The following is a 15,710-nucleotide window of genomic DNA, read 5'->3' as shown; positions in this document are numbered from 1 at the left end:
AGCATCGTATATGCCGGGCTTTTTTACATACGTCAGAGACGTTAACAACGTTCTTGGATCACATATGGCTTCCCGCAAGTAAGATATAGACCATCTCACTTATTGCTAATAATCCAATTAAAAAGCCCACTCAGTGGGCAGGCTTTGTGCTGGGTTACCATGGATAAATCTTTCGTACTTGCCCAGGTATTCTTCAAATTAATAAAACTGATACTCATTATGGAATATCCCCGGGTCCATATACATCAGGGAATCTTTTTTCTGAGTAAAATCTTCTACCGCTGGCTCTGGAAATAAACTCTCATAAGGAACATCAAATATATTTATTATCTTAAATACAGTGCTGGCATCTATTTTATTTATTCCACGCTCATACCTTGATATCTGTTGCGAGGATATTCCCAGCCGATCTGCTAAGTTTCTTGTGGTCATACCGTTACGGCACCTTAAAGTGCGGATATTCTGACCTACAATAAGATTAATGTCTTTCACAACGCCTCCTAATTAACGCAAATAAAGAGTAATTCACATTGTGTGACATGACAAACAAAATAACCTAAAACTCATCAAAACACAGCACTTGTTTAGTTTTAGTTTAACTTAGGTCACTACACTAAACCCCGAGTACTCAAGTGTGTGATTATGACTTACTGCCCGATTCGCCCCATATCTCTCTTGCGGGGCTTTTTTTTGCCTGTTAAAAGCCATGCGGTTTAGCGAGCTGTTATTTATCTTTCGTTTAGTTTTTGTTTAATTTTATTTATATTAAGTCTGTATAATTCACTGATAGTAATGTTAACTTTTTGATTTTGCTGTCCCTTCCGATCTTTCTTGCCCCTTCCCTTGGTTATGGGGCTATTTTTTTACCCTCTCCGCTTCTATCTCTCGTATTGCCCGCTTATCGTGATTGCAGTTGGCAATGTATTTCATAGCATCAGCCAGCAGCTCAACTGCACCACCGAACGTCAGATCATCCGGTATAACTACCTGCTCACAATCAGCGGTCAGTTGTGGCGGAATTGGCACCACCGGCGAGGGAACGTATTCCGTCCGCGTACTTCCGCAGCTCGTCAGTGACACCAACAGGGACAGGAGCAGCAGCACATTCGTTGTCTTTGAAAACCGTTTTGATGACAGTCTTAATTTTGACATTCTCTGCCCCTTCCGTTTGTTTCGCGCTGATGTTATCGAGTGAAATGCGGTGATTGGCGGCTACCGCCGCTAAAGTGATGTCATTAACTGTGGTCAGCCGCGTGTGCTGATCTGATAGTAGCCGGTGGTTATCTTTCAGCCCGTCATACAGATGCCAGAGCAGCAACAGGACAATCAGCATCACCACACATACGCCTGACAGTATTTTCACTGTGCCGCTCATCGTCAGGCCGGGTAAGATTTGTAAGACAACTGGAAGTGCGGCCCATCCTTGAATGTCTTCCAGTTGCCGCCCCATTCAAGATCGATACCGAACTCTTTGGCTGCCGCCATCATTGCGTCAGACACCTTCCGGAACATCGACCAATCATTCCAAGGGATAACACCGTTAATGATGGGGGCACAGTCCACCGCATGACCCGTCAAGTGTCGGCTGTTCATCGTCTGGCTTTTGCCTCCGGCGACCAGGGCACGCTGACGTGCTTCATTGCGTTTACCTTCAATGACCATAAAATCGATATCAGTTAATTCGAGCGCCCGGCGGACGACTCGCTCAAGATCAGGATGAATGCCGCGTAAGTTTTCTTCGCTGCGTTTACTGAATCTGTATTTAGTCATTACTTATTGACTCCGAATCTGTTTTTAAAAAATGAAAACACGGCATCTGTAACCACGCCGATCTTCTTTGTCCCCAGGAACCCGATAAACACGCCGAAGAACTGCGCCAGGCTCAGCGGCAGTGCGACGTATTCCAGACCAGTGATGATCCCGATGCTGATGCAGGAACAGATGAATGCCTCAGAGAGTGATGCTTTCCATCCTGCCCCCTCGCGTTTTTCACGGGTGAACGCTGTCATCGCAGCGAGTGCGACACCGGCCAGCAGCGGCGCATTGATAGATATCCAGCTCCAGACCTGAGTCCAGAGCTCAGTATTTTTTTCAGGCATGCGCATACATCACCCCCTGCGGAGTGTTCCGTGTGTTGATGAGATGGGAAATGCCGCCGAAGCAGCAGGAAAGAAAAAACAATAAGAAGAGCACCGGACCAAATGGTGCAGATTGGGGGATGAGCCCGTTACACCCCAGTGCTCTTCTTATTGCCTTTGGAAATAAAAAAGGCCACGCAATGCGCAGCCCTGTAATAAGTGCCAGTTAAGCGACTGGCAGCGCTAAACCCTGTCTGATAATGTTAAATCGCCAAAAATAACAACCTCAGCAAGGAAATTACGTGGATACTTTTTATACTCTTGACCGATGCCTATCTTTAAAAACAGGCATGCAGTTAACTCTGGCGGCGCCACAATGTCCCGTTATCCCGCTTCAATCTCATGCAACTATGATGCTCCCTGATGGCATATCCAGACACGCGGAAAATTATTTTCTTACCCTTTCGGTCAATCTTGTTAATTCTGATGAAAGGTATTCAGCCATAATCGAAATGATGCTTGAAGACAGAAGGAGGTCCTGCTTTCCTGAAAAACCATCACGATTTCAGTCCATATTTGCATGTGAATCAGTAAAGGACGTGACATGGTTTCGCGGGTATTCAAGAGCGCCAATTGCCACTCCGATATTTGAGATTCATTCAACTACAAATTGTCACCGAGGCGACATGAACTTGCTGAACATGAATTGTCCACCCTTAGAGTTATCCCGCCGCCTGGACCTATACTGGCGCGGGGAAACTGATGTTTTATGGGACAACTACACCCCATTTTGGGAAGTGCTTATTTCGTTACCTGCCACCGTTGGTAATGTCGTTCAGGAATAACGAAATGTAGCTTTGACGCTCTGGCAATTTTTATATTCAGAATTTTCATGATGAAAATGTAAGTGACGCTTCTTTAAATCCTCGACTGCTTTTTCGAGGGTTTTTAACGCCCCGAGGGTTGAGTGCGCATTCACTTCGATTGTGAACGTCTTCGGTCGCTCCTCATCTATGCCAGAAAACAATGAGTGCAGATGTTGCCCTGAACGATTCATGCTACCTCCGGAAACGAAAAAACCCAGCGCATTGGCTGGGTTAGTTGGTAAAGTTACAAAATCGGCAACTTACCTTTAAATAGTGGCTCACTGGTTCAAAGAAGTCAACATGTTTTTGCTATTTCGCCTCAGGATCTTTTCTTTTTCCTTCCTTTTAAACGCATCTACCAGCGGTTGGTATAATAAATACTCAGCTGCTTTTAGTATTTCGTCCACCTCCCGGCGGCATGTAGATAATGATGGTACTTTCTTTGCTGGTAGCCCGTTTTTTTGTGCGACGATGGCTTTTAGCCTGTATTTTCCATGCCGTGCACGGGCTATTGCTCTGTCTGATGTACAATAAACATATCGGCTGAGCAGCATATCAAAGGCTTCCGTATCAATATGGTAAATCAGCTTTACCACCTCATTGATTAGCAGACCTTCATCATCATTACAAACGGGGCGAACGGGGTAATCTCTGCGCTCTACGGTAGCCATAAATTGGGCTATCATACTGCTCCGCCGCTTTTCTAATCTTCCGCTATAAACCCAGGCACCAAACAAAGATAACCAGTTTTGTAACCACTCTTCACGTTCTTTATCGAGCCTCAGCCCATCAGAAACATTTTTCATACCCGGCATAAACGCAGCTCCCTGACTTCCTGTTTTACCTGCTCCAGCAATTCACGTTCGCTGCCGTGGAGCTGCTGCCATGTTTCCGGCGCTGCATGGAATCCCGTTGCGTAGCATGCCCGGTGGTGCTGCGGACACAACGGGAGTACGGAATAATGATCCGCCCGTTGCCCCATACCCTGCCCGTTTCTCACATGATGCAGTTCTGCACGAGATGCCCCGTACCCCATGTTACGGCAGCAGATACAGCCGAGTTCGGCCACATCCGACAGCCATTGCTGTTCTGCTTTGGTCTTTGATTTGGTCATTGGTCTTGCCTCTCAGGTAAAATCTAATAACTGTGCTGCCGCGTTCTCTGCGGCCTGTTGCGTGGAAAAATTGCGGTACAGAATGAAGTTCCACAGCACATCTAGCGTGGATTTATAGAGTTCGCCAAATTGCAGGTCGTCCATTTTGGCAAAGCTGATTGATTTGGCGACACGGCGCAGGCTGCCGTCAGGCATTTCGTAGGTGTCGTACTGGCCGGATTGTTCAATGGCCCAGGATCGGAAAGCGTCGAAGGATTTTGTCGCAGTAATATTCTGAGCGCGTTTTTGTGCTACATCATCAAGATAGACGTCAGCCGCTGACTGCAGAGCATCATCATTGTCCGTGTAATAAGCGAGGAATTTCACATACCCGCGAACCAGTTCTTTTTCTTCCGGCGAAATGGTACCGCCAACCGGTTCCCAATATTCATAACCGAGGTTCAGGAGTGCGAAGTATTTACGGTGAAATCGCGGGTTACGTGCCTTTTTGAAGTCTGCTGACAGCACATCACCGCACTTAACTTTTGAATGCAGATAATCCCTTGCTGCCGGATTTGCAGGCGCAAGAGTATCGTTGGGTAGTTTGATAAAGCTATGCTGTGCCATGGTGTTCTCCGGTGACACAGCGGGTATTCAGGATGCTGGTTGTTCAAGTCAGCACTTTGGATAATACATTGATATAATAAATATTGCTAGTTTGCATTAGCTCAGATTTCGACCAATAAATTTTTGGAGTATAGCGCAACTAAATCTAACCGTCTTGCTTGAATAAATAACTAACATGCTAAAAAATTAATCATATTTACATAATGGAAGTATGATTATCCATCTACTCTAAAATAAAATAGCTATAATTAAATTGAATAAGTTGCGATAAAAAACAAACTAAAGATATAGTGAACTTCTATCTCACAGAATTTTGATAGGTAGTAAAAGTACCCATGCGATATTTTATATAGCATGGGCTGATAGATTCGAAACCAGAAAATAGCTCTACAATTTAGCCGTACGTTTACAGTAGATTGACGTTCCTACTTTAACGGCAAAAAATAATAATATGGCAATAAATTGAGTAATAAAAATAGACAAGGAATTTGAAATATTAAGTTCGGAAATTAAATATACTGATATGGTAGTTATTATATAAGGTGTTACCTTTGCTTTTACCCCCCCCAGTTTTCTCCATAAAACCTCATACTTAGGTGAATCTTCACATAAAAAAACATTAAACTCTGCTTTTATATCTAGCCATATTTTTTTCGATGGTTTTTGGTTGTCATCTTGTTTTTGGTCACCAAAGGCTAGAGGTAATGATTTACCCCCTTGATATAAATACATAGCTATATCATCTGGAGTTTTAATATTACCGTCTATTTCCTGAGCCATTAAAACTGGCGCAATTGAATATAACTCACTCAACTCTATATTATCCTGAATGAAATTTTTCTTATCCATTATTTTTTCCATTATAAAAACTCATAAGTTCACTTTCATAGCTTTTAAAAAAATCCTGATTAAATTCTAACTTTAATAGTTTTCTTATACAAGTTATTTTTATTGTTTTTTGTTCCGCTATTTCAGAAGTTTCATATTTATTTATTAGACAATGATGTCCAATAGAACTATCACACCTTGTTATTACACAAACAAACGGGGAGGAAAAACTATTTTTTGCAATAAAATCAGAGCTATTTAAAGTAGACTGAATAGAAAAACTCTCATTGTACGTAATTTTTGAAAGTAGCACTTCATCACCTAAACCTTCAATGGCCTCAAAGTTTATTTTATTAACAATAATCTCCTCATTATTTAAACATTGTTTAATTATACTACCAGACCCATTAATTATTATAATCCCAGAATCGTTTGTATTTGCATCCAAAAATATAAAAGTCACCTCATTTAACCTTTGAAATTTATTATCATAAAATATAACAAGGTCATAGTACCCACCAAACTTATCATTTAGAGTATTTGCTTTATCCTTCATCAGCATTTCGTGATTCATCAAATGACTAAACATAAATAATGCGGTGCACGCAGAGTCAGCAACTACATCATCTATAGTTATAGATTTGCTTTTACTTTTAAAAATATCATCTGCTTCTTCTACAATAGAATCATTTGTTCCTGCCACAACTGATTTATCAAAATATTTTTTACCATGATTCTCCTTGGCATTATAACCACGTAGTTCTAATCCTGAGTCATTTTTTATGATCCAAATAAATTGTACACAATTAGCTTCATCTATACAATCAAAAATCTCTTGATGGGTTGGTATTCTATTCCTAAACTCCATCTTTATTTTCTTTATTATCACCTTTGCTTTAAATACATCACCAGCCCAAGAAATAACAAAGTGATCATTTATTATCTCTATTTTTGTCAGTAACCCTAAAATATTATAGTCATCCTGAGTGACAAAGTTTGAAACATCCCCAAGTGTAGGGATGGCATTATATTCATAGCTATCTACATCGTTACTCTTATTTGTTATTAGCGTATCACTAATTAAAAATGAGTAGTTATTTATTTCAAGGCCTGCGATTATCGTCATAAGCATATCCATTTGGGAGTTTAATAACACTTTAAAATGCAAGCTAATTGTTAACTTGCTTCATACTATTATGATAAATTAAAGATAGCTAGAGTAAACGTTATATATCCCTTTATAGCCTCATGGACTAATTTTATGTGAGTATGTAAAACACCAGTTTCCTGCGTTATCGAATTACATTAGTTATCAGCCACATTAATACCATTAAATCCAATAAGTAACAATACGTAAAAACACCGTATAAAATTAGCTCATAGCCTTACAACTAAAAGAGTATAGATTTTAAATAACTGGCTCCGGAATATGGCAAGTTACCATATGCGGCACCACCTAAATAGCTACACAAAATAGCGCTACACTTTTTCCAGCCCTTACGGAAAAAGGGATCGGGAGTGTTCTCCCTTCTAAGCAGCTCCGTACATAGCTTACGATATACCGCTCTTTTGCGTGCCAGCAAATGGCAAGTGTAGCGCTATTTTGTGCAGCTATTTAGTGAAATGTTTCATCCGGAAATGGCGATTTTTTAAAATCAGCGATAATATCTGGTGTTATGTTTAATTTTCTCCCGTCACAGAGAATATGTTTTTCAATCCTGATATCGCTGAAAACCACTCTATTATCTTGCTTGTCAAACCAAAACATCCGGCTACCACAACACATATCAAGAATTGGTTTCATACCTTAATCACCCCCTGCCAATAATTCAGACGTTCCCGGAAAAACGGTTGCTGATCCGCCGGTGTTTTTTCGATAGCCACCAGTACAGCCGTTCTGTGTATTTTCTGCATTCTGAACTGCTTAATCAGACGGCTGGCAGCCAAATCAAGCTGCTCTTTTTCCTGATACTCAGCAGGCCACAGTGCGCGATTGTGAGGCAGACCTGCAGGTAAATAATTTGATTGTCCGGACATACTCACTCCCCCTGTTTCTTTGGTTCAGGGGCAGACTGATACGGGATTTTTTTCTGGGCCCGGCGCGCGGCATGCAGCCGGTCTAAGTGACAGTTGGTATGATCACAGCCATCATCCGGCATGCGGGGATAGTTATCACGCACGAGAGACTCGCACGTAACAGGGTCTTTGATTATCATGGTCTTTGCCTCTGTTAGTCTTAAAATGCCTTATCGGCGTAGCGGCGTCTTTTAGGCACCTCCGCCTGTTGCTGCATACGGCTTACTTCTGCTGCTGAAATCTGGTCGGTTGACAGATAGTGGCCGTTTTTAAATTCCTGATACACAGTGCCGGTTTCTCCGTGCCGGTTCTTCTCGATGATGATCTCCGCATAATTTTTTGCCGGGCTGTTCGGGTTATAAACCGCGTCCCGGTAGGTGAGGAAAATATAATCGGCATCCTGTTCCAAGCTGCCGGAGTCACGCAGATCCGCAGCCACCGGGCGGCGCTGGTTCAGTGGTCGTTTATCCACGTCACGGGATAACTGACTCAGAGCCACAACCGGGGTGTGAATACGTTTAGCCAGGCCTTTCATGCCAGCCGATATCGCAGCAATCGCCAAGTCGTTACGCTCCGCTTTAGGCTTCTTAATCAGCCCGAGGTAGTCGATGAAAATACCTTTTGTGGCCGGATATTTGCGCTTATGGCGCTCACTGATAGCGCATATCTGATCAATGGTCAGATTACTGGCATCGATAATGTGAATATCCCGGTCAATCAGATGAGCGATTGCTGAACTGATCCGCGCCCAGCCCTCGTCGTCCAAATCACAGTTGCGCATTTTGGATACCGGCAGCTGCGCAGCCCCGGCAATCATGCGCTCGGCGATCTGCATGTTTGCCATTTCCATGGAGAACATCAGCACAGAGTCACCGGCGGTTGTCATTTTTTCCATCATCGTGAGTGCCAGTTCAGTTTTACCCATACCCGGCCGGCCGCCGATAAAAATCAGGTCCGTAGGGTTAAAACCACCGATTTTATCGTCCAGTGCTTCAATACCGGTCCGGATCATCATGCCGCTGCCCTCGCCCCGGTTCCGCTTCTCCAGCACATCAACATAACCGTCAATCAGTTCGTTGAGATGTACCGGTACCAGGCTTTCTTGCTCACTTGAGAGCAGTGTGAACTCACTGCTGAACTTCTGAATTACGCTTTCAGCCTGGTCATGAGTGGCCGCGTCAGTAATTTCTTTCTGAAATTTATTTATCAGCGCTGTAATTTTACGAACAGCCGCATAGTTCCTGACTTTTTCGGCATACCCTTTCAGGTTTGCGTATGAGATGGTTTTTCTGGTGAGCTCCATGATATGAGCAAAATCACCATTTCCCCCGAGTGCGTCCGCGATAAATACCGGATCGATAATCGCACTCGTCAGTGCCTGTTTTTTAATTTCCCGGTACACCCTGGAAAAGTACCCGACACTGAAAGCATCATCAGGCAGTGTTGCCAGAACGTCATAGGCATCCTGAGTGGCACCACCGGCCAGCAAACCACCAATAACCGCGGCTTCTAATTCCTGCTCACTGAACATAATCAATTACTCCGGTAGCTTGACCAGTTGAACGACAGCACTGCGCCACCTTCCAGCATGCGGTCAACAACGCGTTCACCCAGCAGCGGGGCCAGTTCGTTCAGCGGCAGATTGCTGATCATGATGGTCGGCAGCATGTCCTCATACCGGTCGTTAATCACTTCAAACAAAATATTGCGCTCTGAGTCAGTTCCGTACTGAACACCGATTTCGTCGATAATCAGCAGGCCCGGCCCGCAGTATTTTTCCAGTACGTCGAGCTCGCTGTATTCCGCATCGCCAGCCCATGTACGGCGAAAAGCCCGGATGATACGCGCCGCTGTGGTGATAAATACCGATTCCTTCGCCTCAGTGGCAACCTGACGGGCGATTGACACTGCGAGGTGTGTTTTACCGGTTCCGGGTGTTCCGCACAAAATAAGTGCCTCTCCGGCGGTTTTACGGGACAGCCATGTTTCGGCATACTCGCGGCAGATTTCCAGATTGTTTTTTGCATCAGGATTCGCCGGGTGATACGTCTCAAATGTCGCAGCAGCAAAGCGCGGCGGGATGTTCACGTTCAGTTCGTCAGACATGCTTGCCCCCGTTCACCCATGCCGCTGGGCGGCTCTCGTAGTTTTTATCGCTGAATCCGGAGTGTGTGCTCGGCTTAGCCGGTTTCCGACTTGTGGTGCGTTCCGGGAATATTCCCTGCCAGCCGTTGGCGATCGAGTCACACAGCACGGAATCAGGATCCGGGTGCACGGACAGTTTTTTGGCAATCTGGCGGCAGCTGGTTTCCGTCAATGGTTTTTTAATCTCCTTCCGGAATTTCACCCAATCCTGCCAGACAGGTTCGCTGACGTTTTCCGGACGGACTGACAACGGGTCGAATTTTATTTTTTGTGATTTAGTTTTCCCCCGGGGGATTAAGGGGGTTTTATTCTCTGTAGTATTCTCTGTAGTAATCTCTGTATTTGTCTCACATTTGAACGTAGGAGCTGTTACGTCTGAACGTAGGGGCTGTTCCGTTTCAATGTGACCCCTGTTACGTTCAAACGTAATAGCTGTTCCAGAAACTGAATCACTTTCTGATTCATTATTAATCAAAGGTATGGTGTTCGTTATCTGGTTGACCCGGCCCGGTACTGGTTGAATAAACAGCACGTTGTTACACAGACCAGAAGGCGTGCTGATGGTCCGCAGTTCAAGTTCGATAACACCATGAGCCTGGAGCCGTTTCAGTGCGTCCGTAGCCTGTCGTTTTGTGAACCCGAACTGGTCAGCAAATGACTGATAACTGCGCTGTAATTTGTCGCTCTGGAAACGCTTCCGCCATCCTTTCAGTTCACCGGTAAATTCGTCCCGGATTTCAGCCGGCCGATACCAGTAAATGATCTCTGACAATAAAATAATGGCCGTACTGTCCGGCTTTCCGTCATGCATTTTGATGTGATGCCACCAGTTCGGCGGGATCACATTTCCGGTGATGTTTAACCGTCCTATTTGTTCAACGGTACTCGTTACATTCGATGTGATTGATTTATTCACGTCACACCCCCAGCGCGTCAGCGATATCGCGACATGCGTTCTGGTACTGCTCAGGTGTCAGGTTACGCATACGCAGCCGTGATTTAGCCTGCTCGTACTGCTCCCACACACTGAGCGCCGCCTCCCGGCGCCCGTCGAAAATCGGGCGTATGGTTTCGATATCAACGGGAATACCGTTATGCATAAACCCGTTGCGGTAGGTAATTTTTTCAGTTGTATTCAGCATTGGTCTTTGCCTCTCTTATGCGCTGGTCATACGCATCGCATTTAATGCGGTTACTGCTTTTGATATGCACTGTGACATGTCACGACTGCCTAAAAGTGTTTCGCTGATTGCCGCGGCAAATTCTTTGATTGCCAGGGAAGCCAGATAATTAACCGATTCATCCCCGTTAACCCGCGCCAGCCGATCTGCAGGTAATGCAGTTTTAATTGCCGGGATCAGCTCACTGAATTTTCTCGCTGCCGCCGGAGAGTTCCCACGAAGCCAGCGGAAAATTTGCTGCCTGTTGTTATTAATCGCTTTCCAGTCCGCGTTACCGGCCCTGTCCTCAATCGGGTGTAAGCGGCTGCGTTCGTCGTGTGTAATAAAAAAATAAGCACGACTAATTTCAATTGCTACATGCTCTTGCCCCTTGTCCACCGCCCATGCTTCTATCTCTTTCTTAAGTATCTGGTTTTTATTCATAGCTTTGCGTCTCCTGTCGCGAAATTGATTATGAATAATCAATTTTTTAACTGGCTTGCTGTAATACTGATTCAGCGGTAGGAATTCCATCATGTGGATTTGGATAATCATCCGGATTCAGATCATGGGGAGTCACAAACCATTGAGTTTTTGAAGCCCAATCAATGGCTTTTTTGCCTTTTAAAAAATAATTACCCGCGATCACCTGGCTGACATACCCCTGCGTGACGCCGACAATTTTTGCGAACTCAGATTGACTGATTCCGTGTTTTTTCAGGTAAGCACCTAATTTCATAAAACCTCCTGTGAGTTTGGTTACCTGATATTAGCACCGCTAATTTAAGCGATCAATAGCAATGCTATTGGAAAAGTATTAGCAACACAAATAAACTGGATGATATGAACAGAAAAATATCCGATACAGACAAAACTGCGGCACAAAGATTGCGGGCAATCTGGGAAGCAAAACGTGAATCCCTCGGCTTAACTCAGGAAAAAGCCGCGGATGCCCTTGGGTTTAATACACAAGCGGCTGTCAGCCAATATTTAAATGCCAGAACCGCACTAAACACTGATACCGTATTAAAATTTTCTGCTTTGCTTCAGGTTCAACCTGAGGAAATAAACCCGGAAATAGGGCCTCTGCTTGAACATATAAGAACTACGTCCGAAGCTAACTCCGCCCAACAGACAAATACCATCACAAGCAATGAAATCAACACATTAAGGCTAATGGATATATATGCAAAAGCTGGCCCGGGCGGCTTTATTAATACTGATTTCCCTGACACGATAAAGTCAATCGAGTTTTCACCAGAAAAAGTTTTCGAGCTCTTTGGGAGAAAAAACTTGAAAGGTATAGAGATGATCAACATCAGTGGGGATAGCATGTCTCCGGTTATTAACCCAAAAGATGTTGTATTTGTTGATACACATAACTCTTTTTTCGACAGTGATGGCGTTTATGTTTTTATCTTTGAAAATTCATTATTTATTAAAAGGTTACAGCGCGTAAAAGGTCGCAGACTCGCTGTAAAATCTGATAATGAAGCTTATGAAACATTTTACATCGAAGAAAATGAAACCCATGATCTGCGCATCCTTGGAAAAGTTATAAAATCCCTCCCCATTAAAATGATTGACTTTGCATAAGTAAATCAGTCTCTTAATGAGCGCCGCTATTATTGCGGCGTTTTTTTTGCTCCAAACAATTAGCAATGCTATTGAATAATAAAAATAGCATTGCTAATATCAATATCATCAAAACCCCACAGCGGGTATTCAGGATAAACGTTCACTGTTTTACGCCAGCACCAGGAAACAAATAACGCCACGAAGATGGCAGAAGAGGTAAGACGACCTGACAGTCCGGAAAGACGGGCACCTAATTTCGGACGTAAAAAAACCCACCGAAGTGGGCTCTTTTACCCGGAGTCGCCGACCAAAGCTAATCCGGAGTTCCACTGACGGGACCAACCGTCAGAAGAGGCAAGACCAATGACGAATCATTGGAAACATCATTTTAAAGGAGTTGCTATGAAAGCACAACCTAACCCCCTAAAAGTCACGCTTTACGTCCATGCACAAAAGCAGATCGACGGAAGTATCGCGTATTCAGTATACACCCACAAATACAGCTCAGCTGATTACATGGGGGTTCCTGTTGCTGAACATCAGATTGAACTGCCTGTACCGGAGGTGACCAAATCAGACCTCGCAAACGCAGAAATAGACAGCCTGCGTGATGAGCAGAACAAAATCCTCGCGAATGCCCAGGTCAAATCCTCGCTGATTGAAGATCAAATTCAGGCGCTGTTATGCCTGGAGGGCGAAGTCATTTCCAAAGACGACGAAGCATTACCTTACTGACCAGAGGCAAGACCAATGACCAATTATATCTGTGCATTTAACCCTATAGATGCCGCACTTAAAGACGGCGCTGTAACTGTTGCAATCACTATTTCCGCCAATTCTGAAAAGATGGCCAGAGCAATGGCTGCTGTGATGCTGGAAGAAACCTATCCGGAGAATACGGGGAAATTTGATGTGGCGGGGGCAATAGTCTGCGAAGCTCAGGCAGGCAATCCGGCACCGACCGGCGACAGCTTTGATGAACATTTTGCCAAAGAGTACGAATTCAACGGCACCGACTGGCAGAAGCGTGAAGAAGAAATTGTCGTGTTTGAAAAAACGGCACCAGTCGTCCGCATCGCGGCAATCATGCTGTATGAAAAAACGCAATTTACCCGTAGTGAATACAGTAGTGCCGTAACCTTTGTTCACGAAAGTGACGAATACCCTCAGCTCCGGAATATCGCAAAAGGTATTGCAGCGACACGCACGGTTTCCCTTCTGAATGAGCAGGATTTAGAAGCGCTGGTGAATACTGTGATGGAAAAAGCTCAGGACGGTATTACCGAAGAAGAAGCGCAAAAGTTGGCAGAAGAATACCTGTTCCCTGCAGAACCGGCTACCGGGCAACTCCCTGTCCCGGAGCAAAAGCAACGTAATTTTGAACACAATTACGCGACACTGGATCAGGAAATCGCCCTCGCCCTTCTGCCCGGTGATTTTGACCCATGGGAAATTCAGCCAAGCAAACTTACGGCAGCGAAAAAGCTGATCAGTGATGAAGATGAAAGCTGGCGGCGCTGGTCTACTGAGTTCCGTATTATCCCGACAGCATTACAGCTCCCGCGTGAAACAGTCTTTACTGTCGTGCGTGAAGGAAAATCGTCACCTGACCTGATAAATGATGCGGCAGCCCGTAAACAGTTTGTGGCTGACCGTATCGGCATAACACAGGCAGAAAGCAGTCATGATCAGGAAACCGGCCGATCCGGTGCTGATATTACGGAAGATAAACCCTCCGTAGCAGCACCGGAAAAGACCAGGCGCACACGTACTAAAAAATCAGAGAAATCGGCAGAGAAACCAGATCCGGAAGTAGCAGCCAACGATGAACCGACGACTATAGCGCAGACACCGGTACCGGTTCATGCCGAGGAACCCGCTACTGATGACTTCCGCAGCCGTGCCGAGGTGATTGCCGAAGTTCTGGCAGACACGGATAACCTGAGTATCTGGAAGCAGGTACAGCGCACAGATCCACGCTTTACCAAGCCTTTAGAGGGAGCGGGATTTCAGGGTACCAGCATTAACAGTAACTACATGTTTATGCGTGCTACCGAAATTTTCGGACCGATCGGTGAGGGTTGGGGCTATGAGGTGGTTGAAGAAAAATTCCTGGACGGCAAACCACTGACTGAACCTGTTATGGAAAACAACAAACAGGTTGCTCTGCGCTACCTGCGTGACGCAGACGGTTCTCTGTTCTGCGAGCAAAATCATTCAATAAAAATCCAGTTTTGGTACCGCAGCAAAGATGGCAAGTGCTGTTATTTTGAAAGCTATGGCGCGACACCATACCGCTATCAAACCCAATACGGCATAAAGGTTGATGCTGAAGTTATCAAAAAATCCCTGACCGATGCGATTAAAAAAGCACTGTCAATGCTCGGGTTCTCTTCTGATGTGTTTATGGGTATGCATGATAACCCTGAATACCTTATCAAAAATAAAATGGAGTTTGAAATTAAGGCGGCCAGTGATAACGCCGATGACACCGTCCGTCTCCGCGAGGAGCTGGACGAGAAGTTCAAACGCAATACAGAAACTATGCGGACCGCCGTCACGACCAATGAACTGCGTGGTATCGCATCAACCCTGTCACGAGAGATTTCCGTGCATGTTAATAATGCAAAATCCCGTGGCGATAAAGAACATCAGAAATACCTCGAGGGCCGCCTGCGCCGCCTGAAAGCTATTGAAGATGAATGTTTAACCAAACTGACTGAAAAACAAGAGGCAGACCAATGAGTACAACCGCAATCGCATTAGCAGCAGACTACGACAAACTGCAGAAACTGGTGGAAGCTGGCGAATTTACACCGGAAGAAATAGCCGACACCCTGGAAGGTATCGAGGGCGCACTCGGCGATAAACTGGACGCCATCATGATCCACGTCCGCAACCTTGACGGACAGGCCAATACGCTGGGCGAAGAAGCCAAACGTCTGGCTGAGCGCAAAAAGTCCTTCGAGCGCCAGGCCAAAGACCTGAAAAAGTACGCGCTGGTATGCCTGCTGGCATCCGGACAGGACAAGCTGAAAACAGTGAAGAACACATTTACCGCGGCAAAAGGCCGGGCGTCAATTGTCATCGATGATGAAACGAAGATCCCCGATTCATTCGTTGATGTACAAACCATCGTGTCACCGGATAAAAAGGCGATCAAAGAGGCACTGGAAAACGGCATCGAGGTTCCTGGCGCCAGAATTGAAATCGGTGAACGTTCACTGATGGTTCGTTGATTACCCACGGTGCCCGGCAA

General features: G+C 45.0%; 22 protein-coding genes and 1 pseudogene. 5 read left to right on the top strand and 18 right to left on the bottom strand.

Going from position 1 to position 15,710, the window contains the following annotated elements; all coding sequences use genetic code 11:
* Nucleotides 1–198: 198 nt before the first annotated feature.
* The 4 genes from N7387_RS16195 to N7387_RS16180 all read right to left on the bottom strand — a co-directional run bounded on the left by N7387_RS16195 (nucleotide 199) and on the right by N7387_RS16180 (nucleotide 2,105).
* On the bottom strand, nucleotides 199–492 hold the full coding sequence (locus N7387_RS16195; protein ID WP_279800278.1) for a helix-turn-helix transcriptional regulator: 294 nt from the start codon (nucleotides 490–492) through the stop codon (nucleotides 199–201).
* A 505-nt stretch (nucleotides 493–997) separates the two neighbouring features.
* Nucleotides 998–1,363, bottom strand: coding sequence for a hypothetical protein (locus N7387_RS16190; protein ID WP_279800277.1), 366 nt, complete (start codon nucleotides 1,361–1,363; stop codon nucleotides 998–1,000).
* 14 nt (nucleotides 1,364–1,377) lie between these two features.
* Entirely contained in the window at nucleotides 1,378–1,770 is a 393-nt protein-coding gene (locus N7387_RS16185; RefSeq protein ID WP_279800275.1) for a M15 family metallopeptidase, read from the bottom strand.
* Nucleotides 1,770–2,105: a phage holin, lambda family gene (locus N7387_RS16180; protein WP_279800274.1), complete on the bottom strand. Its 336-nt coding sequence runs from the start codon at nucleotides 2,103–2,105 to the stop codon at nucleotides 1,770–1,772. The genes N7387_RS16185 and N7387_RS16180 overlap by 1 nt, the downstream gene beginning before the upstream one ends.
* A 275-nt stretch (nucleotides 2,106–2,380) precedes the next feature.
* On the opposite strand from N7387_RS16180, the gene N7387_RS16175 reads away from it, so the two are divergent.
* A complete protein-coding gene (locus N7387_RS16175) occupies nucleotides 2,381–2,923 on the top strand; it encodes a DUF2441 domain-containing protein (RefSeq protein WP_279800273.1) in 543 nt (180 codons plus the stop codon).
* On the opposite strand, the gene N7387_RS16170 is transcribed toward N7387_RS16175, so the two are convergent.
* The 14 genes and pseudogenes from N7387_RS16170 to N7387_RS16105 all read right to left on the bottom strand — a co-directional run bounded on the left by N7387_RS16170 (nucleotide 2,914) and on the right by N7387_RS16105 (nucleotide 11,612).
* Nucleotides 2,914–3,135 carry a hypothetical protein gene (locus tag N7387_RS16170; RefSeq protein WP_279800271.1) on the bottom strand — a complete coding sequence of 74 codons (222 nt, stop codon included), beginning with the start codon at nucleotides 3,133–3,135 and terminating at the stop codon, nucleotides 2,914–2,916. The genes N7387_RS16175 and N7387_RS16170 overlap by 10 nt on opposite strands.
* Nucleotides 3,136–3,222: 87 nt before the next feature.
* Nucleotides 3,223–3,759 (bottom strand): antiterminator Q family protein, encoded by a 537-nt coding sequence (locus tag N7387_RS16165; RefSeq protein WP_279800270.1) that lies wholly within the window; start codon nucleotides 3,757–3,759, stop codon nucleotides 3,223–3,225.
* The gene (locus tag N7387_RS16160; protein WP_279800269.1) at nucleotides 3,747–4,058 is read right to left on the bottom strand and encodes a Ref family recombination enhancement nuclease; all 312 of its coding nucleotides are present in this window, start codon (nucleotides 4,056–4,058) and stop codon (nucleotides 3,747–3,749) included. Before N7387_RS16160 ends, N7387_RS16165 begins: the two co-directional genes overlap by 13 nt.
* A gap of 12 nt (nucleotides 4,059–4,070) precedes the next feature.
* Nucleotides 4,071–4,664, bottom strand: a complete 594-nt coding sequence (locus N7387_RS16155) for a DUF1367 family protein (protein WP_046024848.1) — start codon at nucleotides 4,662–4,664, stop codon at nucleotides 4,071–4,073.
* 387 nt (nucleotides 4,665–5,051) lie between these two features.
* A complete protein-coding gene (locus N7387_RS16150) occupies nucleotides 5,052–5,513 on the bottom strand; it encodes a hypothetical protein (protein WP_279800265.1) in 462 nt (153 codons plus the stop codon).
* Nucleotides 5,506–6,618 carry a hypothetical protein gene (locus N7387_RS16145; RefSeq protein WP_279800264.1) on the bottom strand — a complete coding sequence of 371 codons (1,113 nt, stop codon included), beginning with the start codon at nucleotides 6,616–6,618 and terminating at the stop codon, nucleotides 5,506–5,508. The genes N7387_RS16150 and N7387_RS16145 overlap by 8 nt, the downstream gene beginning before the upstream one ends.
* Before the next feature lie 495 nt (nucleotides 6,619–7,113).
* Nucleotides 7,114–7,296, bottom strand: a pseudogene (locus N7387_RS16140) (SAM-dependent methyltransferase); the annotation flags it as partial.
* Nucleotides 7,293–7,529 (bottom strand): hypothetical protein, encoded by a 237-nt coding sequence (locus N7387_RS16135; protein WP_279800262.1) that lies wholly within the window; start codon nucleotides 7,527–7,529, stop codon nucleotides 7,293–7,295. The gene N7387_RS16135 and the pseudogene N7387_RS16140, both read right to left, overlap by 4 nt.
* Before the next feature lie 199 nt (nucleotides 7,530–7,728).
* Entirely contained in the window at nucleotides 7,729–9,099 is a 1,371-nt protein-coding gene (locus N7387_RS16130; RefSeq protein ID WP_279800261.1) for a replicative DNA helicase, read from the bottom strand.
* Nucleotides 9,100–9,101: 2 nt separating this feature from the next.
* Entirely contained in the window at nucleotides 9,102–9,674 is a 573-nt protein-coding gene (locus tag N7387_RS16125; RefSeq protein WP_279800260.1) for an ATP-binding protein, read from the bottom strand.
* On the bottom strand, nucleotides 9,667–10,629 hold the full coding sequence (locus tag N7387_RS16120) for a hypothetical protein (RefSeq protein WP_279800259.1): 963 nt from the start codon (nucleotides 10,627–10,629) through the stop codon (nucleotides 9,667–9,669). Before N7387_RS16120 ends, N7387_RS16125 begins: the two co-directional genes overlap by 8 nt.
* A gap of 1 nt (nucleotide 10,630) precedes the next feature.
* Nucleotides 10,631–10,855 carry a hypothetical protein gene (locus N7387_RS16115; RefSeq protein ID WP_279800258.1) on the bottom strand — a complete coding sequence of 75 codons (225 nt, stop codon included), beginning with the start codon at nucleotides 10,853–10,855 and terminating at the stop codon, nucleotides 10,631–10,633.
* A 15-nt stretch (nucleotides 10,856–10,870) separates the two neighbouring features.
* Nucleotides 10,871–11,317 carry a toxin YdaT family protein gene (locus N7387_RS16110; RefSeq protein WP_279800257.1) on the bottom strand — a complete coding sequence of 149 codons (447 nt, stop codon included), beginning with the start codon at nucleotides 11,315–11,317 and terminating at the stop codon, nucleotides 10,871–10,873.
* 46 nt (nucleotides 11,318–11,363) lie between these two features.
* Nucleotides 11,364–11,612, bottom strand: coding sequence for a helix-turn-helix transcriptional regulator (locus tag N7387_RS16105; protein ID WP_262868398.1), 249 nt, complete (start codon nucleotides 11,610–11,612; stop codon nucleotides 11,364–11,366).
* A gap of 104 nt (nucleotides 11,613–11,716) precedes the next feature.
* On the opposite strand from N7387_RS16105, the gene N7387_RS16100 reads away from it, so the two are divergent.
* The 4 genes from N7387_RS16100 to N7387_RS16085 all read left to right on the top strand — a co-directional run bounded on the left by N7387_RS16100 (nucleotide 11,717) and on the right by N7387_RS16085 (nucleotide 15,690).
* On the top strand, nucleotides 11,717–12,469 hold the full coding sequence (locus N7387_RS16100) for a helix-turn-helix transcriptional regulator (protein WP_279800255.1): 753 nt from the start codon (nucleotides 11,717–11,719) through the stop codon (nucleotides 12,467–12,469).
* A 384-nt stretch (nucleotides 12,470–12,853) separates the two neighbouring features.
* Nucleotides 12,854–13,186: a hypothetical protein gene (locus tag N7387_RS16095; RefSeq protein WP_279800254.1), complete on the top strand. Its 333-nt coding sequence runs from the start codon at nucleotides 12,854–12,856 to the stop codon at nucleotides 13,184–13,186.
* A gap of 15 nt (nucleotides 13,187–13,201) precedes the next feature.
* Nucleotides 13,202–15,196, top strand: coding sequence for a hypothetical protein (locus tag N7387_RS16090; RefSeq protein WP_279800253.1), 1,995 nt, complete (start codon nucleotides 13,202–13,204; stop codon nucleotides 15,194–15,196).
* Nucleotides 15,193–15,690, top strand: a complete 498-nt coding sequence (locus N7387_RS16085) for a siphovirus Gp157 family protein (protein ID WP_279800251.1) — start codon at nucleotides 15,193–15,195, stop codon at nucleotides 15,688–15,690. Before N7387_RS16090 ends, N7387_RS16085 begins: the two co-directional genes overlap by 4 nt.
* Nucleotides 15,691–15,710: the final 20 nt, after the last annotated feature.

The organism is Morganella sp. GD04133 (genome assembly GCF_029835375.1).
GTDB lineage: Bacteria > Pseudomonadota > Gammaproteobacteria > Enterobacterales > Enterobacteriaceae > Morganella > Morganella morganii_B.
The sequence above is the reverse complement of the archived record's forward strand: the minus strand, read 5'-3'. Positions and strand labels throughout refer to the sequence as shown.